At 74.3% G+C, this 22,955-nt stretch carries 14 protein-coding genes and 1 tRNA gene; 5 read left to right on the top strand and 10 right to left on the bottom strand.

Translation table 11 applies throughout. From position 1 onward, the window contains the following. Positions 1 to 189: 189 nt before the first annotated feature. The 4 genes from ACF1AL_RS01460 (at position 190) to ACF1AL_RS01445 (ending at position 8,029) form a co-directional block, all read left to right on the top strand. Positions 190 to 594 (top strand): globin, encoded by a 405-nt coding sequence (locus ACF1AL_RS01460; RefSeq protein WP_391825300.1) that lies wholly within the window; start codon positions 190 to 192, stop codon positions 592 to 594. A gap of 242 nt (positions 595 to 836) precedes the next feature. Further along, complete coding sequence (locus ACF1AL_RS01455; RefSeq protein WP_391825299.1) at positions 837 to 4,079, top strand: FtsX-like permease family protein; 3,243 nt, start codon at positions 837 to 839, stop codon at positions 4,077 to 4,079. 1 nt (position 4,080) lies between these two features. Continuing rightward, the gene (locus tag ACF1AL_RS01450) at positions 4,081 to 6,930 is read left to right on the top strand and encodes an FtsX-like permease family protein (RefSeq protein WP_391825298.1); all 2,850 of its coding nucleotides are present in this window, start codon (positions 4,081 to 4,083) and stop codon (positions 6,928 to 6,930) included. A 133-nt stretch (positions 6,931 to 7,063) separates the two neighbouring features. After that, positions 7,064 to 8,029: an ABC transporter ATP-binding protein gene (locus ACF1AL_RS01445; protein ID WP_391825297.1), complete on the top strand. Its 966-nt coding sequence runs from the start codon at positions 7,064 to 7,066 to the stop codon at positions 8,027 to 8,029. A gap of 260 nt (positions 8,030 to 8,289) precedes the next feature. On the opposite strand, the gene ACF1AL_RS01440 is transcribed toward ACF1AL_RS01445, so the two are convergent. From ACF1AL_RS01440 to ACF1AL_RS01400, 9 genes are all read right to left on the bottom strand, one after another. Next, the gene (locus ACF1AL_RS01440; protein ID WP_391825296.1) at positions 8,290 to 8,985 is read right to left on the bottom strand and encodes a hypothetical protein; all 696 of its coding nucleotides are present in this window, start codon (positions 8,983 to 8,985) and stop codon (positions 8,290 to 8,292) included. Then, the gene (locus ACF1AL_RS01435) at positions 8,982 to 9,398 is read right to left on the bottom strand and encodes a thioesterase family protein (RefSeq protein ID WP_366834458.1); all 417 of its coding nucleotides are present in this window, start codon (positions 9,396 to 9,398) and stop codon (positions 8,982 to 8,984) included. Before ACF1AL_RS01435 ends, ACF1AL_RS01440 begins: the two co-directional genes overlap by 4 nt. Before the next feature lie 2 nt (positions 9,399 to 9,400). Then, entirely contained in the window at positions 9,401 to 11,065 is a 1,665-nt protein-coding gene (gene ettA, locus ACF1AL_RS01430) for an energy-dependent translational throttle protein EttA (protein WP_366834457.1), read from the bottom strand. Positions 11,066 to 11,380: 315 nt separating this feature from the next. Further along, on the bottom strand, positions 11,381 to 13,048 hold the full coding sequence (locus ACF1AL_RS01425) for a carboxypeptidase-like regulatory domain-containing protein (RefSeq protein WP_391825295.1): 1,668 nt from the start codon (positions 13,046 to 13,048) through the stop codon (positions 11,381 to 11,383). Then, positions 13,038 to 14,687 carry a hypothetical protein gene (locus tag ACF1AL_RS01420; protein WP_391779237.1) on the bottom strand — a complete coding sequence of 550 codons (1,650 nt, stop codon included), beginning with the start codon at positions 14,685 to 14,687 and terminating at the stop codon, positions 13,038 to 13,040. Before ACF1AL_RS01420 ends, ACF1AL_RS01425 begins: the two co-directional genes overlap by 11 nt. A 352-nt stretch (positions 14,688 to 15,039) precedes the next feature. Then, positions 15,040 to 16,434 carry a TQXA domain-containing protein gene (locus ACF1AL_RS01415; protein ID WP_391825294.1) on the bottom strand — a complete coding sequence of 465 codons (1,395 nt, stop codon included), beginning with the start codon at positions 16,432 to 16,434 and terminating at the stop codon, positions 15,040 to 15,042. Between the two features lie 309 nt (positions 16,435 to 16,743). Beyond that, complete coding sequence (locus ACF1AL_RS01410) at positions 16,744 to 17,205, bottom strand: single-stranded DNA-binding protein (RefSeq protein WP_391779239.1); 462 nt, start codon at positions 17,203 to 17,205, stop codon at positions 16,744 to 16,746. Between the two features lie 442 nt (positions 17,206 to 17,647). Further along, positions 17,648 to 19,792 carry a GTPase gene (locus tag ACF1AL_RS01405; RefSeq protein WP_391825293.1) on the bottom strand — a complete coding sequence of 715 codons (2,145 nt, stop codon included), beginning with the start codon at positions 19,790 to 19,792 and terminating at the stop codon, positions 17,648 to 17,650. A gap of 396 nt (positions 19,793 to 20,188) precedes the next feature. After that, positions 20,189 to 21,799 (bottom strand): dynamin family protein, encoded by a 1,611-nt coding sequence (locus ACF1AL_RS01400; RefSeq protein ID WP_391661792.1) that lies wholly within the window; start codon positions 21,797 to 21,799, stop codon positions 20,189 to 20,191. A 320-nt stretch (positions 21,800 to 22,119) separates the two neighbouring features. Here ACF1AL_RS01400 and ACF1AL_RS01395 point away from each other — a divergent pair. Beyond that, positions 22,120 to 22,192, top strand: a tRNA-Arg gene (locus ACF1AL_RS01395). A 229-nt stretch (positions 22,193 to 22,421) separates the two neighbouring features. Here ACF1AL_RS01395 and ACF1AL_RS01390 read toward each other — a convergent pair. Then, positions 22,422 to 22,826 carry a hypothetical protein gene (locus tag ACF1AL_RS01390; protein ID WP_391825292.1) on the bottom strand — a complete coding sequence of 135 codons (405 nt, stop codon included), beginning with the start codon at positions 22,824 to 22,826 and terminating at the stop codon, positions 22,422 to 22,424. Positions 22,827 to 22,955: the final 129 nt, after the last annotated feature.

The raw sequence follows: 22,955 nt of genomic DNA, 5'->3' as shown, positions 1-22,955 counted from the left end.
GGGTCGGTCCGGATCGGCGGCTGTGCCGGGGTCCGCCCGGCCGCGTCCGGCGGGCGCCGGTCCGGATCGGCTCCGCCGGGTGAGTCATGGTCGGCTTCGCCGGGGTCCCGACCGGGCGCTCCGCGCCGGCTCGCCTACCCCGGTCCTAAGACTTCCGGCCTCGGTCGGCGCGTCTGAGACCATGGGGACGTGACAGAGATTCGGCGCGGCACGCTTCAGGAGCAGACGTTCTACGAGCAGGTCGGCGGGGAGGACACCTTCCGCCGGCTGGTGCACCGTTTCTACCAGGGGGTGGCCGAGGACCCGCTGCTGCGGCCGATGTACCCCGAGGAGGACCTCGGCCCGGCCGAGGAGCGGCTGACGCTGTTCCTCATGCAGTACTGGGGCGGTCCCACGACGTACAGCCAGCGCCGCGGCCACCCGCGGCTGCGGATGCGGCACGTGCCGTTCACCGTGGACCGCGCCGCGCACGACGCGTGGCTGAAGCACATGCGGGTCGCCGTGGAGGAGCTCGGCCTGTCCGAGGAGCACGAGCGCACGCTGTGGAACTACCTCACGTACGCCGCGGCCTCGATGATCAACACCCCGGACTGACCGGACCGACGGGACCGCCCGCACCGTCTGCACCGCAGGCACCACCTCCACCGCCTGCACCGACGGCAACCCCGGCACCGAGCTGAGCCCCCGCTCCCGATCCGGTTCCTCCCGCATTCCGGTCGTACGACGCCGGATTCCGGTCACAATCCGGTCAAGCTGCGTTCACAACCGCTTACCCCGGCCCGCGCGCTCTGACAGCATCGCCGAGAGGTCTGGACAACAACGGCGGGGGGCCGGGGGTGGCGGGGTTCGGGGGGCTGTCGGGTTTCGTGCTGCTGCGGGCCCGGGCGCACCGCGTGCTGCTCGCCGCGGCGCTCCTCACCGTCCTGCTCACCACCTCCGTCCTGGCCGGCCTGACCGCGTACGCGGGCGCGATCGGCGACGCCGCCCTGCGCCACGCGCTGGCCGAGCCCGCCAACGCCGCCGACGCCGCGCTGGTCGTCAAGGCCGACGTCCCCGCCGCCCGGCGCGCCGCCGCCGGCACCGCCGTACGACAGGCGGCGCGGACCGCGTTCGACGGGCTGCCGGTGAGCGTGCGGACGCTGGTGCGGTCCGGCCCGTACGCGCTGCCCCGCTCGTTGCAGCCGCCCGCCGAGCGGTCCGGGGACCCCGATCTGACGCACTTCGCCGCGCTGGACCCCTCGCAGATACGGTTCACCGACGGCCGGGCCCCCCGCGCGGGCACCCCCGACGTCGAGGCGGCGCTGCCCCAGGCGGCCGCGCGCCGGCTGAACCTGCGCCCCGGCACCCGCCTCACCCTCGCCGACCGCTTCGGCGGCAGACCGGTGACCGTGCGGATCACCGGCGTGTACCGGCCCGCCGACGCGGCCGCCCCGTACTGGCGGCTGGACGACGTCGGCGGCCGCGGCGTGAAGAAGACCGACTTCACCACCTACGGCCCGCTGCTCGCCGACCCCCGCGTGCTGGCCGGCACCACGGTCAGCGCCGGGCCGTCGGCCTGGGTGGTCTCCGCCGACTTCGCCACCCTGACGACCGCCCGCATCGACGCGCTGCGCTCCTCGGCGGCCCATGCCGGCGCCGCCGTCCACCGGGCCCCGGAACTGTCGGGCGCGACCACGGCGGTCACCTCGCTGCCGGGCGTCCTGGACCGCACCGAGCGCTCGCTGCTGGTGTCCCGTTCGACGCTGCTGATCGTCGCGCTCCAGCTGGCGCTGCTCGCCGCGTGCGCGCTGCTGCTGGTGGCCCGGCTGCTGAGCGCCGAACGCGCGGCCGAGACCCGGCTGCTGCTGGCCCGCGGCGCCTCCCGCGCCCGGCTCGCCGGCCTCGCCGCGCTGGAGGCGCTGCTGCCGGCCGTCCCGGCGGCGCTGTGCGCGCCGCTGCTCGCCGGACCACTGACCCGGCTGCTCGCCGCGCGGGGCCCGCTCGCCCGGATCGGGCTGCGCCTGGACGTGCCCGCGGCCGGCACAGCCCAGGTGTGGCTGGTGGCCGCGGGCGTCGCGCTCGGCTGCGCGCTCGCCGTCACCGTGCCCGCGCTCGCCGCGAGCGGCCGGCGGACGGGACGGGCGCGGCCGCTGCCCGGCGCGGTCCGGGCCGGCGCCGACCTGGGGCTGCTGGTGATCGCGGGCGTCGCCTACTGGCAGCTGTCCGCCCGCGGCGCCGTCAGCGGCGACCGCACCGGCGCCCTCGGCATCGACCCGCTCCTGGTCGCCGCGCCCGCGCTGGCCCTGCTCGCCGGGACCGTGCTCACCCTGCGGCTGCTGCCGCCGGTGGCCCGGCTCGCCGAGCGGCGCGCGACCGGCGGGCGCGGGCTGGCGACCGCGCTGGCGGGCTGGCAGTTCAGCCGCCGCCCGATGCGCGGCGCGGGCCCCATGCTGCTGCTGGTGCTCGCCGTAGCGCTCGGCATGCTGGCCATCGGCCAGGGCGCCTCCTGGGACCGTTCGCAGCGGGACCAGGCCGACTTCCGTGCGGGCGCCCCCGTGCGGGTGAGCGCCGCGGGCGATCCCGGCCCGGCCCGCACCGAGCAGCTCGCCGCGCTCCCCCGCGTCACGGCCGCCGCGCCCGCCGTACGGACCGCTCTGCCGCTGTCGGACAACCGGACCGCGACCGTGCTCGCCCTGGACACCGCGCACGCCGCCGGCACCCTGCTGCTGCGCGACGACCTGGCCGACCGGCCGGTGCGGCCGCTGCTCGCGGGCCTCGCCCCGGCCCGGCCGTCGGCCGGCGTGACCGTCCCCGCCGGCACCGCCCGGCTGCGGCTGACCGCGACCCTGCACGGCTCCGACCCGGAGGGCGGCGCCGACGTGACGCTCACCCTGGAGGACCGCTGGGGCGTGCCGTACCAGCTGCCCTCCGGCCGGCTGCCCGCCGACGGCCGCCCGCACCCGCTCGTCCCCGACCTCGGCGGCGCCCGCGGCCCGCTCACCCTCACCGGGGTGCAGCTGGTCATCGCCCAGCCTCACGGCGTCTCCGAAGAGCACCGGCTGTCGCTGGACGAGCTGACCGCGACCGGCACCGACGGCACCGCCCGGCGGCTGGCCCTGCCCACCGCCTGGACCGGCGTCTCGCGCGCCGACGGCGCCGCCGCCGGCCCCGACGACAGCGCCCTGCCGACCCGGCCCCGCCTGGTGTCCGGCGCCCCGCCCACCGTCACCTACTCCACCGGCCACCTGCCGGCCGGCGACCGCTGGCTGTCCGGCGCGGTCACCGTCCGGCTGCGGGTGGCACAGCCGGCCACGCCCGAGCTCACCGGGGTGGCCACCGACCGGTTCCTCGCCGCGACCGGCGCGCGCACCGGGCAGCGGGTGGACGCCGTCCTCGGCGGGGTGAGCGTGCCGGTGCGGATCGTGCGCACGGTGCGGGAACTGCCCACCACCGCGGACGCCGAGGGCGGCGGCGCGCTGCTGGTGGACCTGCGCGCCGTCGACCAGGTGCTGCAGGCGCGATACGGCGCGAGCGTCACGCCCACCGAGTGGTGGCTGGCGACCGGCGCCCCGGCCGAGGTGGCCGCCGCCGTGCGGGCCTGGCCCGACATCGACCCCGGTCAGGTCGTGGTGCGCGCCGAGCTCGCCGAGGAACTGCGCGACGACCCCTTCGGCGCCGGCCCGGAGGCCGCATTCGCCGCGGCGGCCGTGGTCGCGGCGGCGCTGGCCGCGGTCGGCTTCGCGGTCAGCGCGGCCGGTGCGCTGCGGGAGCGGGACGCCGAGTTCGCGGTGCTGCGCGCGCTGGGCGCCCCGCGCCGTCGCCTGGCCCGCATGATCGCCGCCGAGCACGGGGTGCTGGTGGTGCTGGCGCTCGCGGTCGGCGCGGGGCTCGGCACGGTCCTGACCCGGGCGGTGATCCCGCTGATCCTGCTGACCTCCGAGGCGACCCGGCCGCTGCCCGAGGTCCTGGTCCGGCTGCCCGCCGGGCAGGTCGCCGTCCTCCTCGCGGCCGTCGCCGTCGTCCCGCTCGCCGTCTCCGCGGTCCTGTCGCTGCGCCGCGCGGACCCGGCGTCGGCGCTGCGGGAACAGGGAGGTGAGTGAGATGCCGGCGAACCGTACGCCGTCCGGCCCCCGCCGGACGCCCGCAGAGCCGCCGAACGGCCGCCGGGTGCCGGCCGAGTCCACGAACGGCCGCCGGGTGCCCTCCGGTTCCCCGACCGGCCGCCGGGCACCCCGCGTCCCCGCGCCCTGGATCCGCACCCGGCTGCGGGCCGCCCCCGGGGCCGCCGTGGCGCTGACGCTGCTGGTGGCGCTGACGGCCGCGCTGGCCGCCGCGTTCCCGCGTGCCGTCGACCGCTACGAGGACGGCGGGCTGACCCGCGCCGTCGAGCGGGCCACCCCCGGCCGCAGCACCCTGTGGGTGACCGCGCCGGTGCCCGAGGGCGCGGGCTCCGTGCAGGAGCTGGAACAGGCCCTGCGCCCCGGCCCGTTGAGCACCCAGTACCGCAAGATCCTCGCCACGGTCCGGGCGCCGCTCGCCGTGGACCGCGCCGAGTCGACGTACGGGGCGCGCACGTTCGAGGAGCTGGAGGTGCCCGACGCCTGGCTGCCGCGCCCCAACGGCCTGCCCGCGCGCGTGTTCCTCGTCGCCCAGGCCGGCCTCGCCGAGCACGGCCGGCTGCAGGCGGGCCGGCTGCCCCGCGCCGGCGGCACGGTGACCGCGGCGACCACCGAGGTCGAGGGCGCCGTCACCACGGAGACCGCGAAGGCCCTGCACGTGAAGGTGGGGTACGTGCTGCACGTGCCCGCCGTCCGGCGCGCCCCGCTCACCGTCCGTATCACCGGCATCGTCGAACCCCGCACCCCGCGGGGCGCCTACTGGTCGTCCGACGGCCTGCTGCGCAGCCCCACCCTCAAGCCCGTGCCCGGCGACGGCGCCGACCCGATGCGCTACTGGCTGGGCACCGTCCTGCTCCCGCCGGACGCGGCCCCCGCGCTGCTCGGCGCGCGCGGAGCCCCGATGCGCTACTGGCAGTTCGCGCCCGACACCGAGGCCCTGCACGGCCGGGACGTGGCCGCGCTGAAGTCCTCGGTCGCCGCCCTGGAGGCCGGTCCCGCCCTGCGCGAGATCCGCACCGCCGTCGACCCGGAGGCCGGCGCCGACACCGACCTCGACCGGATCCTCACCTCCTACGACGGCCTGCGCTCGGGCGTCGCCCCGCTCGTCGCCGTCGCCGCGTTCGGCACCGGCACGGTCGCCGCCGTCATCCTGGCCATGGCGGGCGGTCTCGCCGCCGACCGGCGCCGCACCGAACTGGCCCTGCTGCGCGCCCGCGGCGCCTCCCTGCGCGGGCTCGCGGGACGGCTGTTCGCCGAGACGGCCGTCGTGGCCGTGCCCGCCGGGGCGCTCGGCCTGGCCGCCGCCGTCCTCGCCGTGCCCGGCGGCCGGCTGCTGCCCGCCCTGGCCGCCGCCCTCGCCGTCACCCTCGTCGCCTGCGCCGCCCTGCCGGTGCGGGCGGTCGCCGCGCACCGCGTGGTCCGCGTCCACACCGGCCGCCAGGACGTCACGACACGGCGCCCCTCCCGGCGCCGTACCGTCGCCGAACTCACCGTGCTGGCCGCCGCGGCCGCCGCCGTGGAGACGCTGCGCCGGCAGGGCGGCGACGGCGGGCAGCTGGTGGCCGCGGCGCCCGTGCTGGTCGGGGTCATCGCGGCGCTGGTGCTGGTGCGGCTCTACCCGTGGCCGCTGCGCCGGCTGGCCCGCCCGGCCGGCCGGCTGCGCGGCCTGGTCGGCCCGCTGTCCCTGGCCCGCGCCGGCCGTTCCTCCGCGTCGGCCGTCCTGCCCCTCCTGGCCCTGCTCACCGCGTTGACCACCGCCGCGTTCGGCGGCTCGGTGCTCGCGGGGGTGGGCGAGACCCGCGACCACGCCGCGCTGCTCGCGGTCGGCGCGGACGCCCGTGTCGAGGTGCAGACCAGCAGCTTCCTGCCGGCCGGGCTGGCCGAGCGGGTGCGGCGCGTGCCCGGAGTGCGGGACCTGACCGAGGTCAGCATCTCCTACCAGGCCACGGCCGCCGACAACCCCGCCTCCCTGCCGGTGGCGGGCGTCTCCCCGGCCGGCTACGCCGCGCTGACCACCCGCACCGGCCTCGGCCCGGTCCCGGCGGCCGACCTGCGCGCCCCGCAGGCCTCCGGAGCCGTCCTGCCCGCCCTCGCCTCCCCGTCCGTCGCCCGCACCTACGGCACCCGGCCCTTCCCCGTCCGCCTCGACGACGGCAGCACGATCACCGTGCGCGTCACGGCCGTACGGGAGCGCACCCCGGCGGTGCCCGGGGACAACTTCCTCGTCGTGGACCGGGGCGCCCTCACCCCCGAGGCCGCCCGGCCGGCGGCGCTGCTGCTGACCGGCGACCGCATCGACGCGACGGCCCTGGAGCGGACCGCCGGCCCCACCGCGAGCGTCCGTCTGCGCTCCGCCGTGCGCGCCGGGTACGTCGACTCGCCGCTGCAGTCCGGCGCGGAACGCGTCTACGGGGCCGCGGTCGCCGCCGGTGCCGGGTACGCCGTCCTCGCCCTGCTGCTGTCCCTGCTGCGCGCGGCCCCGGAACGCACGGCGCTGCTGGCCCGGCTGCGGACGATGGGCCTCACCCGCGCCCAGTCCCGCCGCCTGCTCGTCCTGGAGTCCCTGCCCCAGGCCGTCCTCGCCACCGCCGGCGGCGCGCTGACCGCCTGGGCGGCGATCCGTCTGCTGTCCCCCGGCATCGACCTGACGACGATCGCCCTCGCCACCAGCCCGGCCGCGAGCGCGACGGCGGCCCTGCACACCGACGCCCTGTCCCTGGCCGTCCCCGCCACGGCGGTCCTGGCGGCGGCGGTCGGCGTCGCGGCCCTCCAGGCCTGGTGGACGGGGCGCCGGGGCGCGGTACGCGAACTGCGGGTGGGAGACGCCCGATGAGCCGACGACCCGAGGTCCGATACGACGACGACGGCTGCGGGCGACCCGGGCGGCACGGCTGCGGGCAGTCCCGCCGCCGTGGCGGAGCCCTCCCGCGCACCGCACCCCCGGACAGCCTTCCAGGAGACGCCGGATGACGACGAACCCCACCCTCAGCGACCTCGCCGACAAGGCCGCGGCCGCCCGCAGCGCGCCCGCCTACGGCCACGACGCCCTGATCAGCTGCGACCGTCTGGTGCGGATCTTCACCGCCGACGGAGTGGAGGTGCAGGCGCTCCAGGGCCTCGACCTCCTCGTCCGCGAGGGCGAGCTCATGGCCCTGGTGGGCGCCTCCGGCAGCGGCAAGTCCACCCTCATGAACATCCTCGCCGGCCTGGACACCCCCACCGCCGGCGCCGCCCGCGTCGCCGGCCACGACCTGCTGGCGATGACCGCGAAGGACCGTCTCGCCTACCGCCGCGAGGTCGTCGGCTTCGTCTGGCAGCAGACCTCCCGCAACCTGCTGCCCTACCTGACGGCGGCCCAGAACGTCGCCCTGCCGCTCCAGCTCAGCGGCAACCGCGCGCACGCCCGCCGCCGCGCCCGCACCCAACGGGCCCTGGAACTGCTGGAGCTGCTGAACGTCGCCGACTGCCGCGACCGCCACCCGCACCAGATGTCCGGCGGCCAGCAGCAGCGGGTCGCCATCGCCGTGGCCCTCGCCAACGACCCGGCGGTCCTGCTCGCCGACGAACCCACCGGCGAGCTCGACTCCGGCACCGCGGAACAGATCTTCGCGGCGTTCCGCACGGCCAACGAGCACCTGGGCACCACGATCGTGATCGTCACCCACGACCAGGCCGTGGCGAGCGAGGTCCGCCGCACGGTCGCCATCCGGGACGGCCGTACGTCCACGGAGGTGCTGCGGCGCAGCGAGGTGGACGCGACGACCGGCCACGAGACGGTGGTCGCGCGGGAGTACGCGATGCTGGACCGCGCCGGCCGCCTGCAACTGCCCGCGGAGTACACCCGCGCCCTCGGCATGCGCGACCGGGTGGCGCTGGAACTGGAGAGCGACCACATCGGCGTCTGGCCGGACGACCACGACGCCGAGAAGTAAGCCGCCGTGCAAGAACCCCCGGCGGGCCGCGGCGACGAGCGCCGGGCAGCGGTGCGGCGAGCACGGCGGGGCTGCGGCGACGGGTGACGAGCGCTGGTGCGGCGAGCACGGCGGGGCTGCGGCGACGGGTGACGGTGCGGCGAGCGCGGCGGCCCGCGGACGGGCCTCGCCGTGGCGTACCGCGGACGGGCCTCGCCGTAGTCGCACCGCAGACGGGCCTCGCCGTGGTCGTACCGCAGACGAGTGGACCCGGGAGAGGGTCAGCGCACGCTGACTCCGAGCGCGCCCAGCCCCCCCAGGGTCCCGGGTCCGGCCGTACGGACGGCGACCGACCCGTAGGGCGTGCGCAGCCGCAGCCACGCCCCGGAGGAGAACAGCGCCGGCTCCGGCGCGCCCTCACCGGCCCGCAGGAACCCCAGCGACTGCGCGGCGTGCACGGCCCGCACCGGCAGCCGGGTCTCCCCGACGGTGCGGGACCAGATGTCGCGCCCGATGCGGTCGAGTTCGGCGCGGGTGCGTGCCTCCTCGGTCAGCTCCTGCGTCCGGGTGCGGAACTCGGCGACGGCCGCGCCGACCAGCGCGCGCAGCTCGGCCACCCGCGGCAGCCCCGGCTCGCGCCGCCAGCCGCCGCGCGGGGGCAGCACGCCCGCCCACGGCGGGCCGGTCACCGCGGCCGGCACGGCGGCCGTGGCGCCCGCCTCGTCGACGGACTCCAGCAGTTCACCGGCGGAGACGGTGACGTCGAGGGTGATGTCCAGCCCGTTCTCGTACGGCTTGGCCAGCCGCACCGCGCGGATCGCCAGCACCTCGAACGACGGGGGCCGCCCGAACACGGCCAGCGCGGTGCCGGCCGCCTGCAGGCGCACCGCGGCCGACCGGTCGTAGTGGAGCAGCCGGGAGAGGAAGGCGGCGAGGTCCGCCGCCTCCGTCTCGTCGGCGAGGTGGAGCACGGTCATGCGGCGCCGGCCCCCCGCTCGGCCGCGTCGTCCATGTACTCCTTGAGGAACGCGCGCTCCTCGTCGGTGATACGGCGCGGCCGCTGCGCCTCGAAGTCGAACGGCACGATGACCGTCGAGGCGCGCACGTAGACCAGGTCGTCGTCCTTCACCTCGTAGGCGAGGGTGAAGGACGCGGCCCGTATCTCGGTGACCCACAGCTCGATGTCCACGGGGCGGTGCCGGTGGACGAGCTGCCGCTTGTAGTCGATCTCGTGCCGCGCCACCACGGACCCCTGCCGGAAGTCCTTGTCCGGGCGGAACAGGAAGTCGATACGGGCTTCCTCCAGGTAGCGGAGGAACACCACGTTGTTGACGTGGCCGTACGCGTCCATGTCCGCCCAGCGCAGCGGGCAGCGGTAGAGATGCCGCAAGATCAGCCCCGGGTCAGCTTCTTGTAGGTGGCGCGGTGCGGACGCGCGGCGTCCGGGCCGAGCCGCTCGATCTTGTTCTTCTCGTACGACTCGAAGTTGCCCTCGAACCAGAACCACTTGGAGTCACCCTCGTAGGCGAGGATGTGGGTGGCGACGCGGTCCAGGAACCACCGGTCGTGGGAGACGACGACGGCGCAGCCGGGGAACTCCAGCAGCGCGTTCTCCAGGCTGGAGAGCGTCTCGACGTCGAGGTCGTTGGTGGGCTCGTCGAGGAGCAGCAGGTTGCCGCCCTGCTTGAGGGTGAGCGCGAGGTTCAGGCGGTTGCGCTCACCGCCGGAGAGCACACCGGCCGGCTTCTGCTGGTCCGGCCCCTTGAACCCGAAGGCGGAGACGTAGGCGCGCGAGGGCATCTCGACCTGGCCGACGTTGATGTAGTCCAGCTCGTCGGAGACGACGGCCCACAGCGTCTTCTTGGGGTCGATGTTCTCGCGGCTCTGGTCGACGTAGGAGATCTTGACCGTGTCGCCGACCTTGATCGAACCGGAGTCGGGCTCCTCGATCCCCTGGATCATCTTGAACAGGGTCGTCTTGCCGGCGCCGTTCGGGCCGATCACACCGACGATGCCGTTGCGCGGCAGGGTGAAGCTCAGGTCGTCGATGAGGACCTTGTCACCGAAGGCCTTGGTGAGGTTGTCGACCTCGACGACGACGTTGCCCAGGCGCGGGCCCGGCGGGATCTGGATCTCCTCGAAGTCCAGCTTCCGCATCTTGTCGGCCTCGGCGGCCATCTCCTCGTACCGCGCGAGACGGGCCTTGGACTTGGCCTGCCGCCCCTTGGCATTGGAGCGAACCCATTCGAGCTCTTCCTTGAGGCGCTTCTGCCGCTTGGCGTCCTTCTGCCCCTCGACCTTGAGACGGGCGGCCTTGGTCTCCAGGTACTTGGAGTAGTTGCCCTCGTAGCCGTGCAGACGGCCGCGGTCGACCTCGCAGATCCAGCCCGCGACGTTGTCCAGGAAGTACCGGTCGTGGGTGACGGCCACGACGGTGCCCGGGTACTTGGCCAGGTGCTGCTCCAGCCAGTTCACCGACTCGGCGTCGAGGTGGTTGGTGGGCTCGTCGAGCAGCAGCAGGTCGGGCTGCTCCAGCAGCAGCTTGCACAGCGCGACGCGGCGCTTCTCACCACCGGAGAGGTTGGTGACGGGCCAGTCGCCGGGCGGGCAGCCCAGGGCGTCCATGGCCTGCTCGAGCTGGGCGTCCAGGTCCCAGGCCTCGGCGTGGTCCAGCTCCTCCTGGAGCTTGCCCATCTCCTCCAGCAGCGCGTCGGAGTAGTCGGTGGCCATCAGCTCGGCGATCTCGTTGAACCGGTCGAGCTTGCCCTTGATCTCGGCGACGCCCTCCTGGACGTTCTCCAGGACGGTCTTCTCCTCGTTGAGCGGAGGCTCCTGGAGGAGGATGCCGACCGTGTAGCCGGGCGAGAGGAAGGCGTCACCGTTGGACGGCTGCTCCAGCCCCGCCATGATCTTCAGCACGGTCGACTTACCGGCGCCGTTCGGGCCGACGACGCCGATCTTCGCTCCGGGGAGGAAGTTCAGGGTGACGTCGTCGAGGATCACCTTGTCGCCGTGCGCCTTGCGCGCCTTGCGCATGGTGTAAATGAACTCAGCCAAGAGAAACCGTCCGGCAGCTTGAATCTGGCAGTGGGCAGATACACCCCATCTTGCCGTACGGCCACCCTTGGGCGGAAACGCGTATGCCCCGGGCGCCCTGACCTGGGGCTTCGCGGCTGCGCGCGGCGGCTCGTCCGCCGCCGTCGGTCGCCTCGGCCGGCCTCGGGCACCCTCGCACGGTCCAGGGACGGCCCAGCCGGACCGGCCCCGGCCTCATGCCCGCCGGCGCATGGGGAAGCGTGGTCGGAACCGGCGGAGGGCCGGCGCCGAAGGGCGGCACCCCTGTGCGGGTGCCGCCCTTCGGGCGTGTTCGCGTCAGCGCACGTCGACCCAGTCCTGGCCGCTCGTGGACTGGAGGTGGGTGGCGTCACCGGAATAGCGGACCTGGTACCAGCCGTCGGCGGACGCTGCGGTCCTGACCGAGACGGCTCCGGTCGACGTCGACTTGCCGGTCGCGACCTGCTTCCACGTGGACTTGCCCCACTGCTTGAACCAGACGCTCACCGGCTGGTTCCCCAGACCGCGCCAGGCACCGCCGGTGTAGTGCTGGAGCGAGGCCGTCACGGTGATCGCGGAGCCCTTGCGGACGGGGTCCGGGGAAGCCTTGAGGCTCTGCACCCGGCTGTCCGTGCGGGACACGTGGAAGGGCGCGCTGACGGACTCGGCGTAGTAGTCGTTCGCCACGTGGCGGAGGCGGAACCAGCCGCCCTTGCTCGACGTACCGATCGTGAAGGACAGGCGCAGCCCGGAGTAGAAGTCCGCCGACGCGATCCTCTTCCAGCCGGTCGTGCCGTCCGGGGACTGCTCCAGGAGGACCGACTGCCACGACGAGGTCGACGACCACGCCTCGTACGGGGAACGGAACTCGCCGGTGACCGCAAGCCGCGCGTCGGGCCCGAGCCGGTAGGCCGTCACCTTGGTACGGGAGTCCCAGGGCAGGGCGAGCTTCCCGTAGGCGTAGAACTCCAGGAACGGGTCGGCCGAGGCGACCGTCCAGCCGGACCAGTCTCCGCCGCCCTGGTAGTCCCTGCCGGGCGCGGCGATCAGCTGCACCCTGAAGCGGCCCTCGGCGTCCGTGCGGACGGTCTTGGCGAGACCGCCGCCGAGCCGCGCGGACACCGGGGTGTCCGCCAGCGGGATGCCGTTCGCCTCCGGGTCGGTGACCTGGCCGGTGATCGTGACGGTCTCGCCGGAGGCCGCACGGGTTTTGTCGGCCGTGGCGGTGACCACGGCCCGCTTCGCCTCGATGCGGGCGTCCGCGTAGTACGTCGCGGTGCCGTGCACCTCGGCGCTGTTCTCGGTGAACGACGCCATGTACCAGTCGTAGCGCCGCTCCATCGGCACCGGGGCGCCGGCGAACGCGCCGTCGGCGTCCGTCACCGCGGAGCCGAGCGGCGTGTCCTCCCCCGAGCGCGCGTACGACACCGTACGACCGCCCAGCGGCACCACGTCGCCCGAGCCGGGCTGGATGCCGACGAGCCGGCCGGCCGGGTGGGTGTTGCGGTCCAGCCAGGTCGGGGAGCCGAGGGTGAAGCCGTTCAGCCAGGGCCTGAGGGTGAAGTCGAGCGTGCCCGCGTTCGTCCGCGTCACCGTGTTGCCCAGCGAGTCCGTCGCTGTGACGTCGATCGCGTACGCGCCGAGCGACGGCAGGGTGCCGCCGTCCTCGGTCAGCTTCAGCACGGCGTCCTGTGGGAGGTCGAAGTGGCCACGGCGCGCGGGGTCCTCGCTCAGCGCGGGTATCTCGGCGAGGACGGTGTCGCCCTGCCGGACCTTCGCCGAGACGGAGGTGACGGTGGCCTGCGGCGCGTCGGTCCAGGCGGTCACCTGGAAGGCGCCGCGCTGGGTGTCGTCGGTCACGGCACGGCCGACGCCCACCGGGCTGGTGGCGGGGACCGTGTCGGCGAAGGCCGGGCCGGCCGCCACGCCCAGGGTGAGCGCCGTGACGAGGGAGACGGCGGACAGCCGCCGGAGGTCAGAGCGCATCGACATAGATCGTCCTCGACTCGCTGTAGAAGTAACCGGACTTCTCCTGCCACCCGAGGGCCCAGGTGCCGTCCCCGTAGTTCTCGGTGCTGACGCTGAAGTTGCCGGAGGAATTGGTCGGGATGTCCTTCTTGACCCAGTACCAGTTCCGGTCGCCCTTGGGCTTGTAGTAGAGCGTCACGCGCGCGCCCGGCATGGCCTTCCAGACGCCGCCCGTCTTCTGCTGCACCAGGCCCTTGACGGTCATGCGGGCGCCGGTGCGCGGACGGGACGGGTTGACGGTGACGTTGACGATCCGTGTGGGGATGCGGGAGAGCCGGACCGGCTTGCTCGTGCTGGTGACGAAGCGGTCCGTCTCCGGGTGGTAGACCCGGTAGAGGGCGTTCTCGTACCCCTGCACTCGCAGGTCGTACCAGCAGCTCGCACTGACCGGCTTCGAGGTCATCTGGCGCCAGGTGCGCCCGCCGTCCACGGAGACCTGCAGGGCGACCCAGTCCGGCTTCGTGTCGCACGACCTCCTCCCGTCGCCCAGCAGCCCGCGCAGGATCACCTGGCCGAACTGGTCCAGTGACTGCGTGGTGGAGGTGTACGCGAACTGCTGCGGCACCGCGAGCGGCGCCACATCGGTCGGCCGGTCGTTGCCGTTGCCCCAGTACACGGAGGGGCGCAGACCGGTGTACGCGCCCGTCGTCGAGTACTGGGCCCGGGCCGCGTAGGAGAAGCCGCCGTCCTCGCGCGCGGAGCCGGAACCGATCTCATTGCGCAGGGCCGGGTCGTACGACAGCGGCTGGGTGCCGGTCGTGACCACCGGCGCGCCGGCGAAGCCCCGCCAGCCCTCGTCGGTCAGGCGCTCCACACGACCGGAGATCACCACGTCGGTGCCCGCGTTCACACGGTATTTGCTCGCATCGGACGTGATCCGGTACGAGAGCTTCTCCACGCCCACGGCCGGCACCGGGCGGGCGTCGTCCGGGTCGACATCGGGCGTCGAGGGCTGCACGACCGCGCTGCCGCCGGTGATCTCGTCGTCCGCCCTGAACGGCAGGGCGAACGTGCCGTCCGCCGCCGTTGTGCCGGTGACGATCGTGCTCCTGAGCGTGGAGAAGGCATTGCGCAGGTTCAGCGTGACCTTGACCGGGGTGCCCGGGGCGGCGGGCATGCGCTCGCCGGTGGCCGGGTTCCAGGTCGTGGCCCGGCCGCTCAGCACGACGTCTCGGTGGTCGTAGTCGGTCGTCTTGCGGTCGAAGGCGACCGAGCCGACGCCGGTGTGCAGCTTGTAGCCGTAGGACCCGCCGGTGAAGCGGGTGACGACACCGCCCGGGAGGCGGTAGTCGACGGCGAGCGGATAGTCGCCGAATGCGGTGCCCTCGGGCAGCTTGAGCGGCGCGTCGGTCGTCCAGGAGTTGTACGCCGACGCCGTCAGTTCGTCCGTCTCGGCGAGGACGGGCGCGTCCGGGGCGCCGGAGGCGAGAACGCTGACCTTCACCCACAGGGCGTTGCTCGGCAGACCCGTCAGGGTCAACCGGCCGTCGTCCAGGGTGGCGGTGCTGGTGACGGTCGTCGCGTAAGCGGCCGGGGCCGCCACGACGGCGGGCAGGGCGACGCCCGCCGACAGTGCGAATACGGTGGCCGCGCGCACGAGGGCAGGCGGCAGTGTGCGCGTCGAGCGCATCCGAGGGACCCCCCACAGGTCGAAAGGAACGCGGGCGCGTGGATGGCGCGAACCGCGTGGCAGCACGATAGCGCCTGTTGATTGAACGCGTTCAAGCAATTCCCCGGCTGCGCTGCGCGTTGCCGGCCGTCGTCCGGGTCGCCGCACGGCAGGCAGGCGCCATGGCACAGTGCCGTGCGTCTGTGCCGCCCGGCCCTCCCCGGGAGGACGGCGAGGGCAGGGCGGCGGAGAGCAGGGTGCCGGTGGTGAGGCGGTACGTGTCCTTCGTGCCGCCTCGTGCCCGGCGCCGGCCTGTTTCGCCGGCGCCGGGGCGGCCCCGTCAGCCCTGGTCCGCCTCGCGGCGGCGGAGGAGGATCAGGACCGCGCCGCCTATCACGACCAGGCCGATCGCGGAGCCCGCGATGACGGGGGTGAGGGCGCCGCCGCCGGTCGCGGCGAGGTTGGTGCCGGTGGCGCCGGTGGTTGCGGTGGAGCCGCCCACCGTGGCCGGGCTCGGTTCGGCGACCGTCTGGGTCGTCACGGCCGGCGCGCTGCCGCGGGTCCTGCAGTCCAGGACGCCGGTGAAGCGCCGGCTCAGCCCCGCGGGACCGGTGATCGTGACGTCGTAGGGCTGGTCCTCCTGCAGCGGCATCGTCACCGTGCGCGAGGCGCCGGCCGGGACGGTGTGCTCGGCGCCCATCAGCTCGAAGGTGAACGGCTCGTCGCCGCGGTTCACGGCGGTGATGTCCACCCCGCCCTTGACGCAGTCCTCCTTCGCCGACAGCGCCGGTATCGGCCCCTCGGCGGCCCAGGCCGCGCTCGCCGTGACCGACACGGTCGACTCGCTGGAGCCGGCGAGGATCTGCGTCTGGCTGCGGCTGTCGGAGGTGAACGCCCGGCCGACGGGCACCGTCGTGGAGGCCTGCACGGTCAGCCGGGCGGACCCGGCCGCCGCGTCCTCGGGCACGGAGAAGAAGAGCTGCGTGCCGTTCGCCGCCGCGGTCACCGGCTTGCCGTCCTTGCCGACGATCCGCACCCCGCTCATCCCTGCGTCGGCCGGCGGCGACACGGCCACGCCGGCCGCGTCGGTGTGCACGGTCACCGGGCCCAGCAGCGCACCGGGGTGCCCGGAGACCGCCGGCGGGTCCAGGGTCACCGAGGCCGCCGGCTCGGGAAGATCGCGCGCGCTCTTGAAGAGGTGGTCGGCGAGCTGTTCGGCCTGCGGGTCGACCGCGTCGACGTGCGCGCCGTCCGAGTAGCGCCAGATGGCCACCTGGGTGCCGGCCGCCGCGTCCTGCTCGGTGAGGCCGCCGTGGATGCCGGCCTCCTCGGCCAGCGCCGCCAGGTCGTTCACCTGCGGGTAGGAGTGCTGCAGGATCCAGCGGATGCGCCCCGCCTGCTTGTTCGCGCCGAGGGACGTACCGCTCCACGGCGTCTCGTGGTACTTGGCGTCGCGCTGCGTCGGGTTGTACAGGTCGACGCAGTACGTCTGCAGGGTGCCGCCGCCGTCGACGGACATCTCGAACAGGCCCGCGGAGACCTGCTGGTCCTGGCCGCCGTCATGGATGACCGCCGCGCCGAACGTCTTCAGGCCGCCCATGGTCGCACTCGCGCCGGAACGGCTCTGCGCCGTCTCGTCGGCGGCGGCCGGCCGAGCGGCGGTCAGCGCCCCCGCCGCGACGAGCCCGGACACCAGTGCGGCGGCGGCGAGCCGGCTCGTTCCTCGCCCGCGCACGGACCGCGCCGTGAGCGCGGCGAACGAACAAAACACAGCAATTCCCCTTCGCGCAGGACCCGTTGACGTGGGGGGTTCGCGGTCCCACCAGCAGAATCGGGAGCCCGTGAGCTCTCCCGCATCCTAGGGACGCGGTCACACCGGTCATCACCGGCCCCTTGCCAGGCCCCTGATCCGACTCGTAATCGTTATCGCGGACACCGCCCGCGAGCTGGGCTTATCGACAAATCCACCGGATTCTTCGGTATGCATGTGCCGATAAGCCGCAGTCGTCATCGCCGGGCGCTTCCCGGCATCCGAAACGTGACGTCACGTCACCGCCGCTGCCTCGGGCTGCCGTTGGGGATCGTCCTGTCGCGGTGTCTCCCACTGGGGTTCGGGCCGCCCCGGCTGCGCGACGGCCGCCTCGGGCCGGTTCGGCCGTTTGAACGCGGAGGTGCCCCGCGCCAGGTCGTGACCGATCGCCACCGCGTCGATGTCGGCGGAGGTCCAGTTCGACTGCCCCTCCCGCACCTCCGTGCGCACCTTCAGCCGGCCCTGCACGACGACCGGGTCGCCCACGTTCAGCGAGGCCGCCGCGTTCTCGGCGAGCTGCCGGTGGGCCCACACGGTGAAGAAGTTGGTGTGCCCGTCGGTCCAGGCGTTCTTCTCCCGGTCCAGGTAGCGCGCGGTCACCGCCAGCCGGAAGCGCGCCGACGCGCCCGACGACAGCTCCCGGAACACCGGCTGCGTCGCCACGTTGCCCACCGCGCAGATCATCGTCTCGTTCATCCTCGGGTCCCCTCCCGGATACGCCGACGGGCCCGTCCCGTACGGCTGCGTCTGGCCGCGGCGGCGAGGTCGTACCGCATACCGCCGCGAGTGCGACGACCGCGTGCGTCATGCCGCCGCCTGTGCGATGACCACGTCCGTGGTGGTCACCGCAGGCGCGACGACCGCGTGCGCCTTGGTCATCGCGGGTGCGGCGACCGCGTCCGTCGTGGTCGCCGCACCGCCAGACTGCCTCCGTCGGGCCGGGCCCGCTGAGCGCTGTGGATCAGCTCCGTGCTGTGGAGAACTCCGCCACCCTCACGGGTGAATCGTCGTCCTCCGGCAGGTCACCCACCCCCACCACAGGGCTCCTCACTCCCCCCCCCCCCGGCCCCCATCGCCGGGCTCCTCACTTCCCCGAGCCCCACCGCCGGGCTCACCGATCCACTTGGACGAGACCGGCTCACCGACTCGCCCCCACCCCCACCCCCGTGACCCGGGCGTACTGCTCGCGCACCTCCCGGTACCGCAGCAGCTCGGCGGCGAGCGGGTCGAGGACGCGGGCCCGGCCGCAGGCGCCGGCCGCCTCTCTCAGCCGCCGTTCCGCCTCTTGCCCGTACCGCCGGGCCGGGCCGCGCGCCGCCATCCGGCAGCCCCACTCGATGAGCGGGCCGCCGACGATGCCGCAGAGCATCAGCAGCACCGGCACGCCCAGGTTCGGCGCCATCACCCCGACGATCTGCCCGGCCAGCCACAGCCCGCCCACGATCTGAAGAAGCGTCATGCATGCCTGCGCCAGCACCGCGACCGGCCACCAGCCCGGACGCGGCGGCCGCCCCGGAGGCAGCCCGGCCCGCGCCGCCAGCTCGTCCAGCGCCTCCGGCAGCCCGTGCGCGCCGCGCACCGCCGCCTCCCGCACCGCCTGCGCCCAGGGCGCGGGCAGCCCGGCCGAGGCCCGGTCGGCCACGGTGCGCACCGCGTGCTCGACGCGCTGCCGGGCGGTGGCCTCCTCGTCGGGCTGCGCCCGCAGCGGCAGCCGGCCCGTCGGGGGTTCGCGCCGGTCGTGGTACCAGCGCCACAGCCGCAGCCACGGCGTCCCGCACGCCCGGTTGGCGTTGCGCAGCCAGGCCCGCTCCGCCGCCTCCCCGGCCGCCGTGGCGCCCACCGCGTCCGCGAGCCGCGCGGCGAACTCCTCACGCGCCTCCTCGCTGAGCCCCGGCCGCCGCCGGTTGGCGTACACGGGCCGCAGGCCGTCCGCGGCGGCGTCCACGTCGGCGGCGATACGACGGGCCGCGGCCCCCCGCTCGGCCACGAACTGCCCGAGCGACTCCCGCAGGTCCCCGACCCCGTCACCGGTCAGCGCGGACAGCGCCAGCACGGTCGCGCCGGGTTCGCCGTACTCGCCGAGGGCGATGCCGTCCTCGTCGAGCAGCCGCCGCAGGTCGTCCAGGACCAGGTCGGTGGCCTCGCCGGGCAGCCGGTCGATCTGGTTGAGGACGATGAACATCACCTCCGCGTGGCCCGCCATCGGCCGCAGATAGCGCTCGTGCAGCATCGCGTCGGCGTACTTCTCCGGATCGACCACCCAGATGACCGCGTCGACCAGCTTCAGGATGCGGTCCACCTGCTCGCGGTGCTGCACCGCCGCCGAGTCGTGGTCGGGCAGGTCGACCAGGATCAGCCCGCGCAACTGTTGCTCGGAGTCCGGATTCTGCAGCGGGCGGCGGCGCAGCCGGGGCGGGATGCCGAGCCGTTCGATGAGACCGACGGCGCCGTCGCTCCAACTGCACGCGATGGGCGCGGCGGTCGTGGGCCGCCGTACCCCCGTCTCGGAGATGGGCACCCCGGCGAGCGCGTTGAACAGCTGCGACTTGCCGCTGCCGGTGGCGCCGGCGATGGCGACGACGGTGTGCTGCCCGGACAGCCTGCGCCGCGCGGACGCCTCGTCGAGGACCCGGCCCGCCTCGGCGAGGGTGCGGTTGTCCAGCCGGGTACGGGACAGCCCGACGAGTTCGCGCAGCGCGTCCAGCCGGGAGCGCAGGGGCCCGTCGTACGCCAGCGGCGTGACGGTCTGCGGCCCCGGCGCGCGGGGCTCCAGGGGCGCCTGCTCGGCGGTGAGCCCCTCGGTCACCCGCCGCGCGATGAGCCCGTCGTCCCAGACCCCGGCGGCGTCCTCGTCGGACGTGCCGGCGCGGGCCTTCACCCGGTCGTCGGAGGGGGCGGAGTCCTTCGTACGGCTGTCAGGCGCACGGTTGTCAGGCGCAGGCGCGTCCTTGGTGCGGCCGTCGGGCGCGGCGGCGTCCTTCTTCGTACGGTCCTCGGAGTGCCCGGAGGCCTTCTTCGTACGGTCGTCGGAGGCGCCGAAGGTCTTCGTGCTCGTACGGTCGTCGGAGGCGCCGGGCGTCTTCGTGCTCGTACGGTCGGGTGAGGCGCCGGGCGTCGTCTTCGTGCCCGTACGGTCCTCAAGGGGCCGGTCGCTGCCGGTGCGGCCGCCGGGCACGCGTGCGTGCTGGGCGCCGCCGGAGGGCACGCCGTCGCCGGGACCGCCGTCGGCCGCCGGAAGAGCCGTAGGGGTCTCCGGCCGCTCCTGGTCACTCACAGGCTTCACATCAGCCTCGACGGCCTCAGCGACCGCAGTACCCCCACCCGCTTCGGAAGCGCCACCCTCGCTGCTGCCGCCTACCGTCCGCGTCCCCTCCCCCGCGTCCTCGGCTCCCGAGCTCCCCGCCCCCGAGCCTCCCGTGGTCTCCCGCTCGGCGGCCGCAGAGTTCACCGCCTGCTCCCCTCGGCGCTCGTCGTCGTCCACGGCCCTCTCCACTGTGTGGTCCGGATGATCGCGGTGATCAAGGTCATGAGCGTGATCAGGTTGATGAACTTGATGGCCTGGATGAGGTTGATGGGGTTGATGGGGATGACCGAGGAGCCGGCGGTGATCGGTCTGCTCGGTGTCGTTGCCGTGGTTCCGGTCCGTGTCGTGGTCCTGGTCAGTGACGGCGGCCACCGGTCACCTCTCCTTCTGCAGTACGGACAGCGCGGCGATGAGTTCGGCCTGCGGCTCTGCGTGGACGTCGAGTTCGTCGAGCGGGGCGAGTCGCCGCTCGCGCTCGGTGTGCAGGACGCGGTCCACGTGCTCGGTGAGCAGACGCCCGCCCCGGTCGCGCAGCCGCAGCGCGCCGTGGGCGCCGATCCGCTCGGCGAGGCCCTCGCCGGCGGCGCGTGCCCGCCGGCCGCCGAGGAGGGCGGTGGCGACGAGCGCGGCGATCATCTCGGGGTCGGGCGCGGGGCTGCGTTCCAGCTCGCGGACCTCTTCCTCGGCGTACTCCTCGAGCTCGCGCCGCCACCGCCGTACCGCGAGGCCGATGCGGTGCTCGGCGCTCTCCAGGGCGTCGTCGTCGCCGGTGAGGCCGGGGGCGTCGGCGGCGGGTTCCTTGCGCCAGGCGTCGTCGATGCGCTCGTCGGCGGCGGTGACGGCGCACAGCAGCAGCGTGGCGAGGCTCTCGACGAGGGCGTCGAGGAGTTCGCCGGCGGTGCAGTCGAGGGGGAAGGCCCGCCAGCGTTTGAGCGCGTCGCCGGCGAGGACGGCGCCGGACTGCAGGCGGTTGCGTACGCGCGCGTGCTCGGTGTCGTAGGCGCCGTCGACGGCGGCGGTGAGGCGCAGGGCGGCGGCGTACTGCTGGGCGGCGGCGCTGGCGAGTTCGGGCATGCGGGACTTCAGGGAGTCGAGGATGCCGTGGGCGGTGCGGGCCATGACCTGGGTGCGGGCGGCCTGGTCCTGCGTCTGGTGCACCAGCCAGGTGCGCAGCTGAGCGACGGCGCTGGCCGGGAGGAGGCCCGCGCCCCAGGCGGACTCGGGCAGTTCGGGCACGGTGAAGCGGGGCACGTCGCCGAGGCCCGCCTTGGTGAGGAGGGCGCCGTACTGCCGGGAGACCTCGGAGACGACCTGGTGGGGTACGCGGTCCAGGACGGTCACCAGGGTGACGTCGTACTCCTTGGCGGTGCGCAGCAGGTGCCAGGGCACGGCGTCGGCGTAGCGGGCGGCGGTGGTGACCATGACCCAGATGTCGGCGGCGCAGATCAGCTCGGCGGCCAGGACACGGTTGTCGGAGACGAGGGAGTCGATGTCGGGGGCGTCGAGGAGGGCGAGACCGGGCGGCAGGGTGTCGGCGGTCTCGATGCGCAGCACGCGCGCGGGGCTGTCGCCGGGCATGAGCAGGTCGTCGTCGCCGGGCTCCTGGTGCGGCACCCACACGCGGGTGAGGTGGGGCAGGATGCGCATGCCGCTGAACCAGTGATGGTCCTCCGGATGGCAGACCAGCACCGGGTTCCGGGTCGTCGGCCGCAGTACGCCCGCCTCGCTGACGCGTCTGCCCACCAGGGAGTTGACGAGCGTCGACTTGCCCGCGCCGGTGGAGCCGCCCACGACGGCCAAGAGCGGCGCGTCGGGCCGCCGCAGGCGCGGCACCAGGTAGTCGTCGAGCTGCGCGAGCAGTTCGTCGCGGTTGGCACGCGCGCGTGGCGCTCCCGCCAGGGGTAGCGGAAAGCGTGCGGCGGCGACACGGTCGCGCAGGGCGGAGAGTGCGTCGAGCAGCTGAGGCCGTACGTCCAAGGTCACCACATGCGAAGAATGCCCAATTTTAGGGGAATTCTGAAGCATATGGGCATGTCTGCGCGCCGATAGGACACAAGGGACGGAAGGGATGACCGGGACATGAGCACAGCCCAGGCATAACGAGTGCACAACACCGGGGCCGCAAGGTGCCAAAAGCGCTGCACGATTCGCACCTGCCTGCGATTATCGGGACCGCTTCACCGAACCTCCACACCGAGCCACGGAGGCGAAGCGACAGGGTCAAGGAACCGGGAGCCCTATCCTTGTCCCCGGCAACGTCAGGGTTCGGCCCACACCCGGGCACCACGACAGAGGCCACACACCAGGCCCCCGTAGCTCAGTGGATAGAGCAGGCGCCTTCTAAGCGCTTGGCCGCAGGTTCGAGTCCTGCCGGGGGCGCACGTCTCCGCCCTCCCTCTGGGGAGGGCTTTTTGCTGGTCAGGGCGGGTGCCGGGTGGCGTGACGAAGCCCTGGACGCCCCCTCGATGATCAAGGGCGGGATCCGGGGCTGTACGGCTGTCACCGGGTTTTCGCGGGTGGCTCTGTCGAATACGTGTCGAAGTTTTGGGCCGGGATCAGCCGGCGCCGGGTACCTCAGGGAGATCGCCCGCGGCTTCAAGCCGCCGCTTCAGGTCCGGCAGCTGCCCGTCGACACATCGGGCGTACGTGGCGAGGAGCACAGCCACACTGTTCCGGCCCACTCAGCGACCTGGGCGGGCGGGATCCCGTCGTTGAGCCACTTCGTCAGCCGCGTGTTGCGGTTGTCGTACACGCGGCGCCCGGTGGGCGACTCGTAGACGTGTGGGGGCAGTACGGCCTTGCGGGCGCTGCGCCACGCCCGACGGATGACGGATCCGGCGAGGATGCCGCCGGACTCACCCTGGAAGAGCAGATCACCCGACTGGAGCTGTTCGTCCTCGATGTGCTGCCGCAGGATCCGAGTCAGGGCCGGGTGCCCCGGCACGGTACGCGTCTCGCCCTCCGCCCGGCCTTCCAGGTCGCATTGCTCGTGGATCTCCCCGGTGTGGTCCACTGCTTCCCGACCTCGGGAGCTGCCGTGTGGATGAGCAGCTCCCTCGCACCACTGGCGCCGGTGTCCGACTCCGGCAGCATCACTGCTTCCACGTGCAGGCCACGGATTCCTCGGGTTGTGGGCCGCAGT

The organism is Streptomyces sp. NPDC014801, from assembly GCF_043082085.1.
GTDB lineage: Bacteria > Actinomycetota > Actinomycetes > Streptomycetales > Streptomycetaceae > Streptomyces.
The sequence above is the reverse complement of the archived record's forward strand: the minus strand, read 5'-3'. Positions and strand labels throughout refer to the sequence as shown.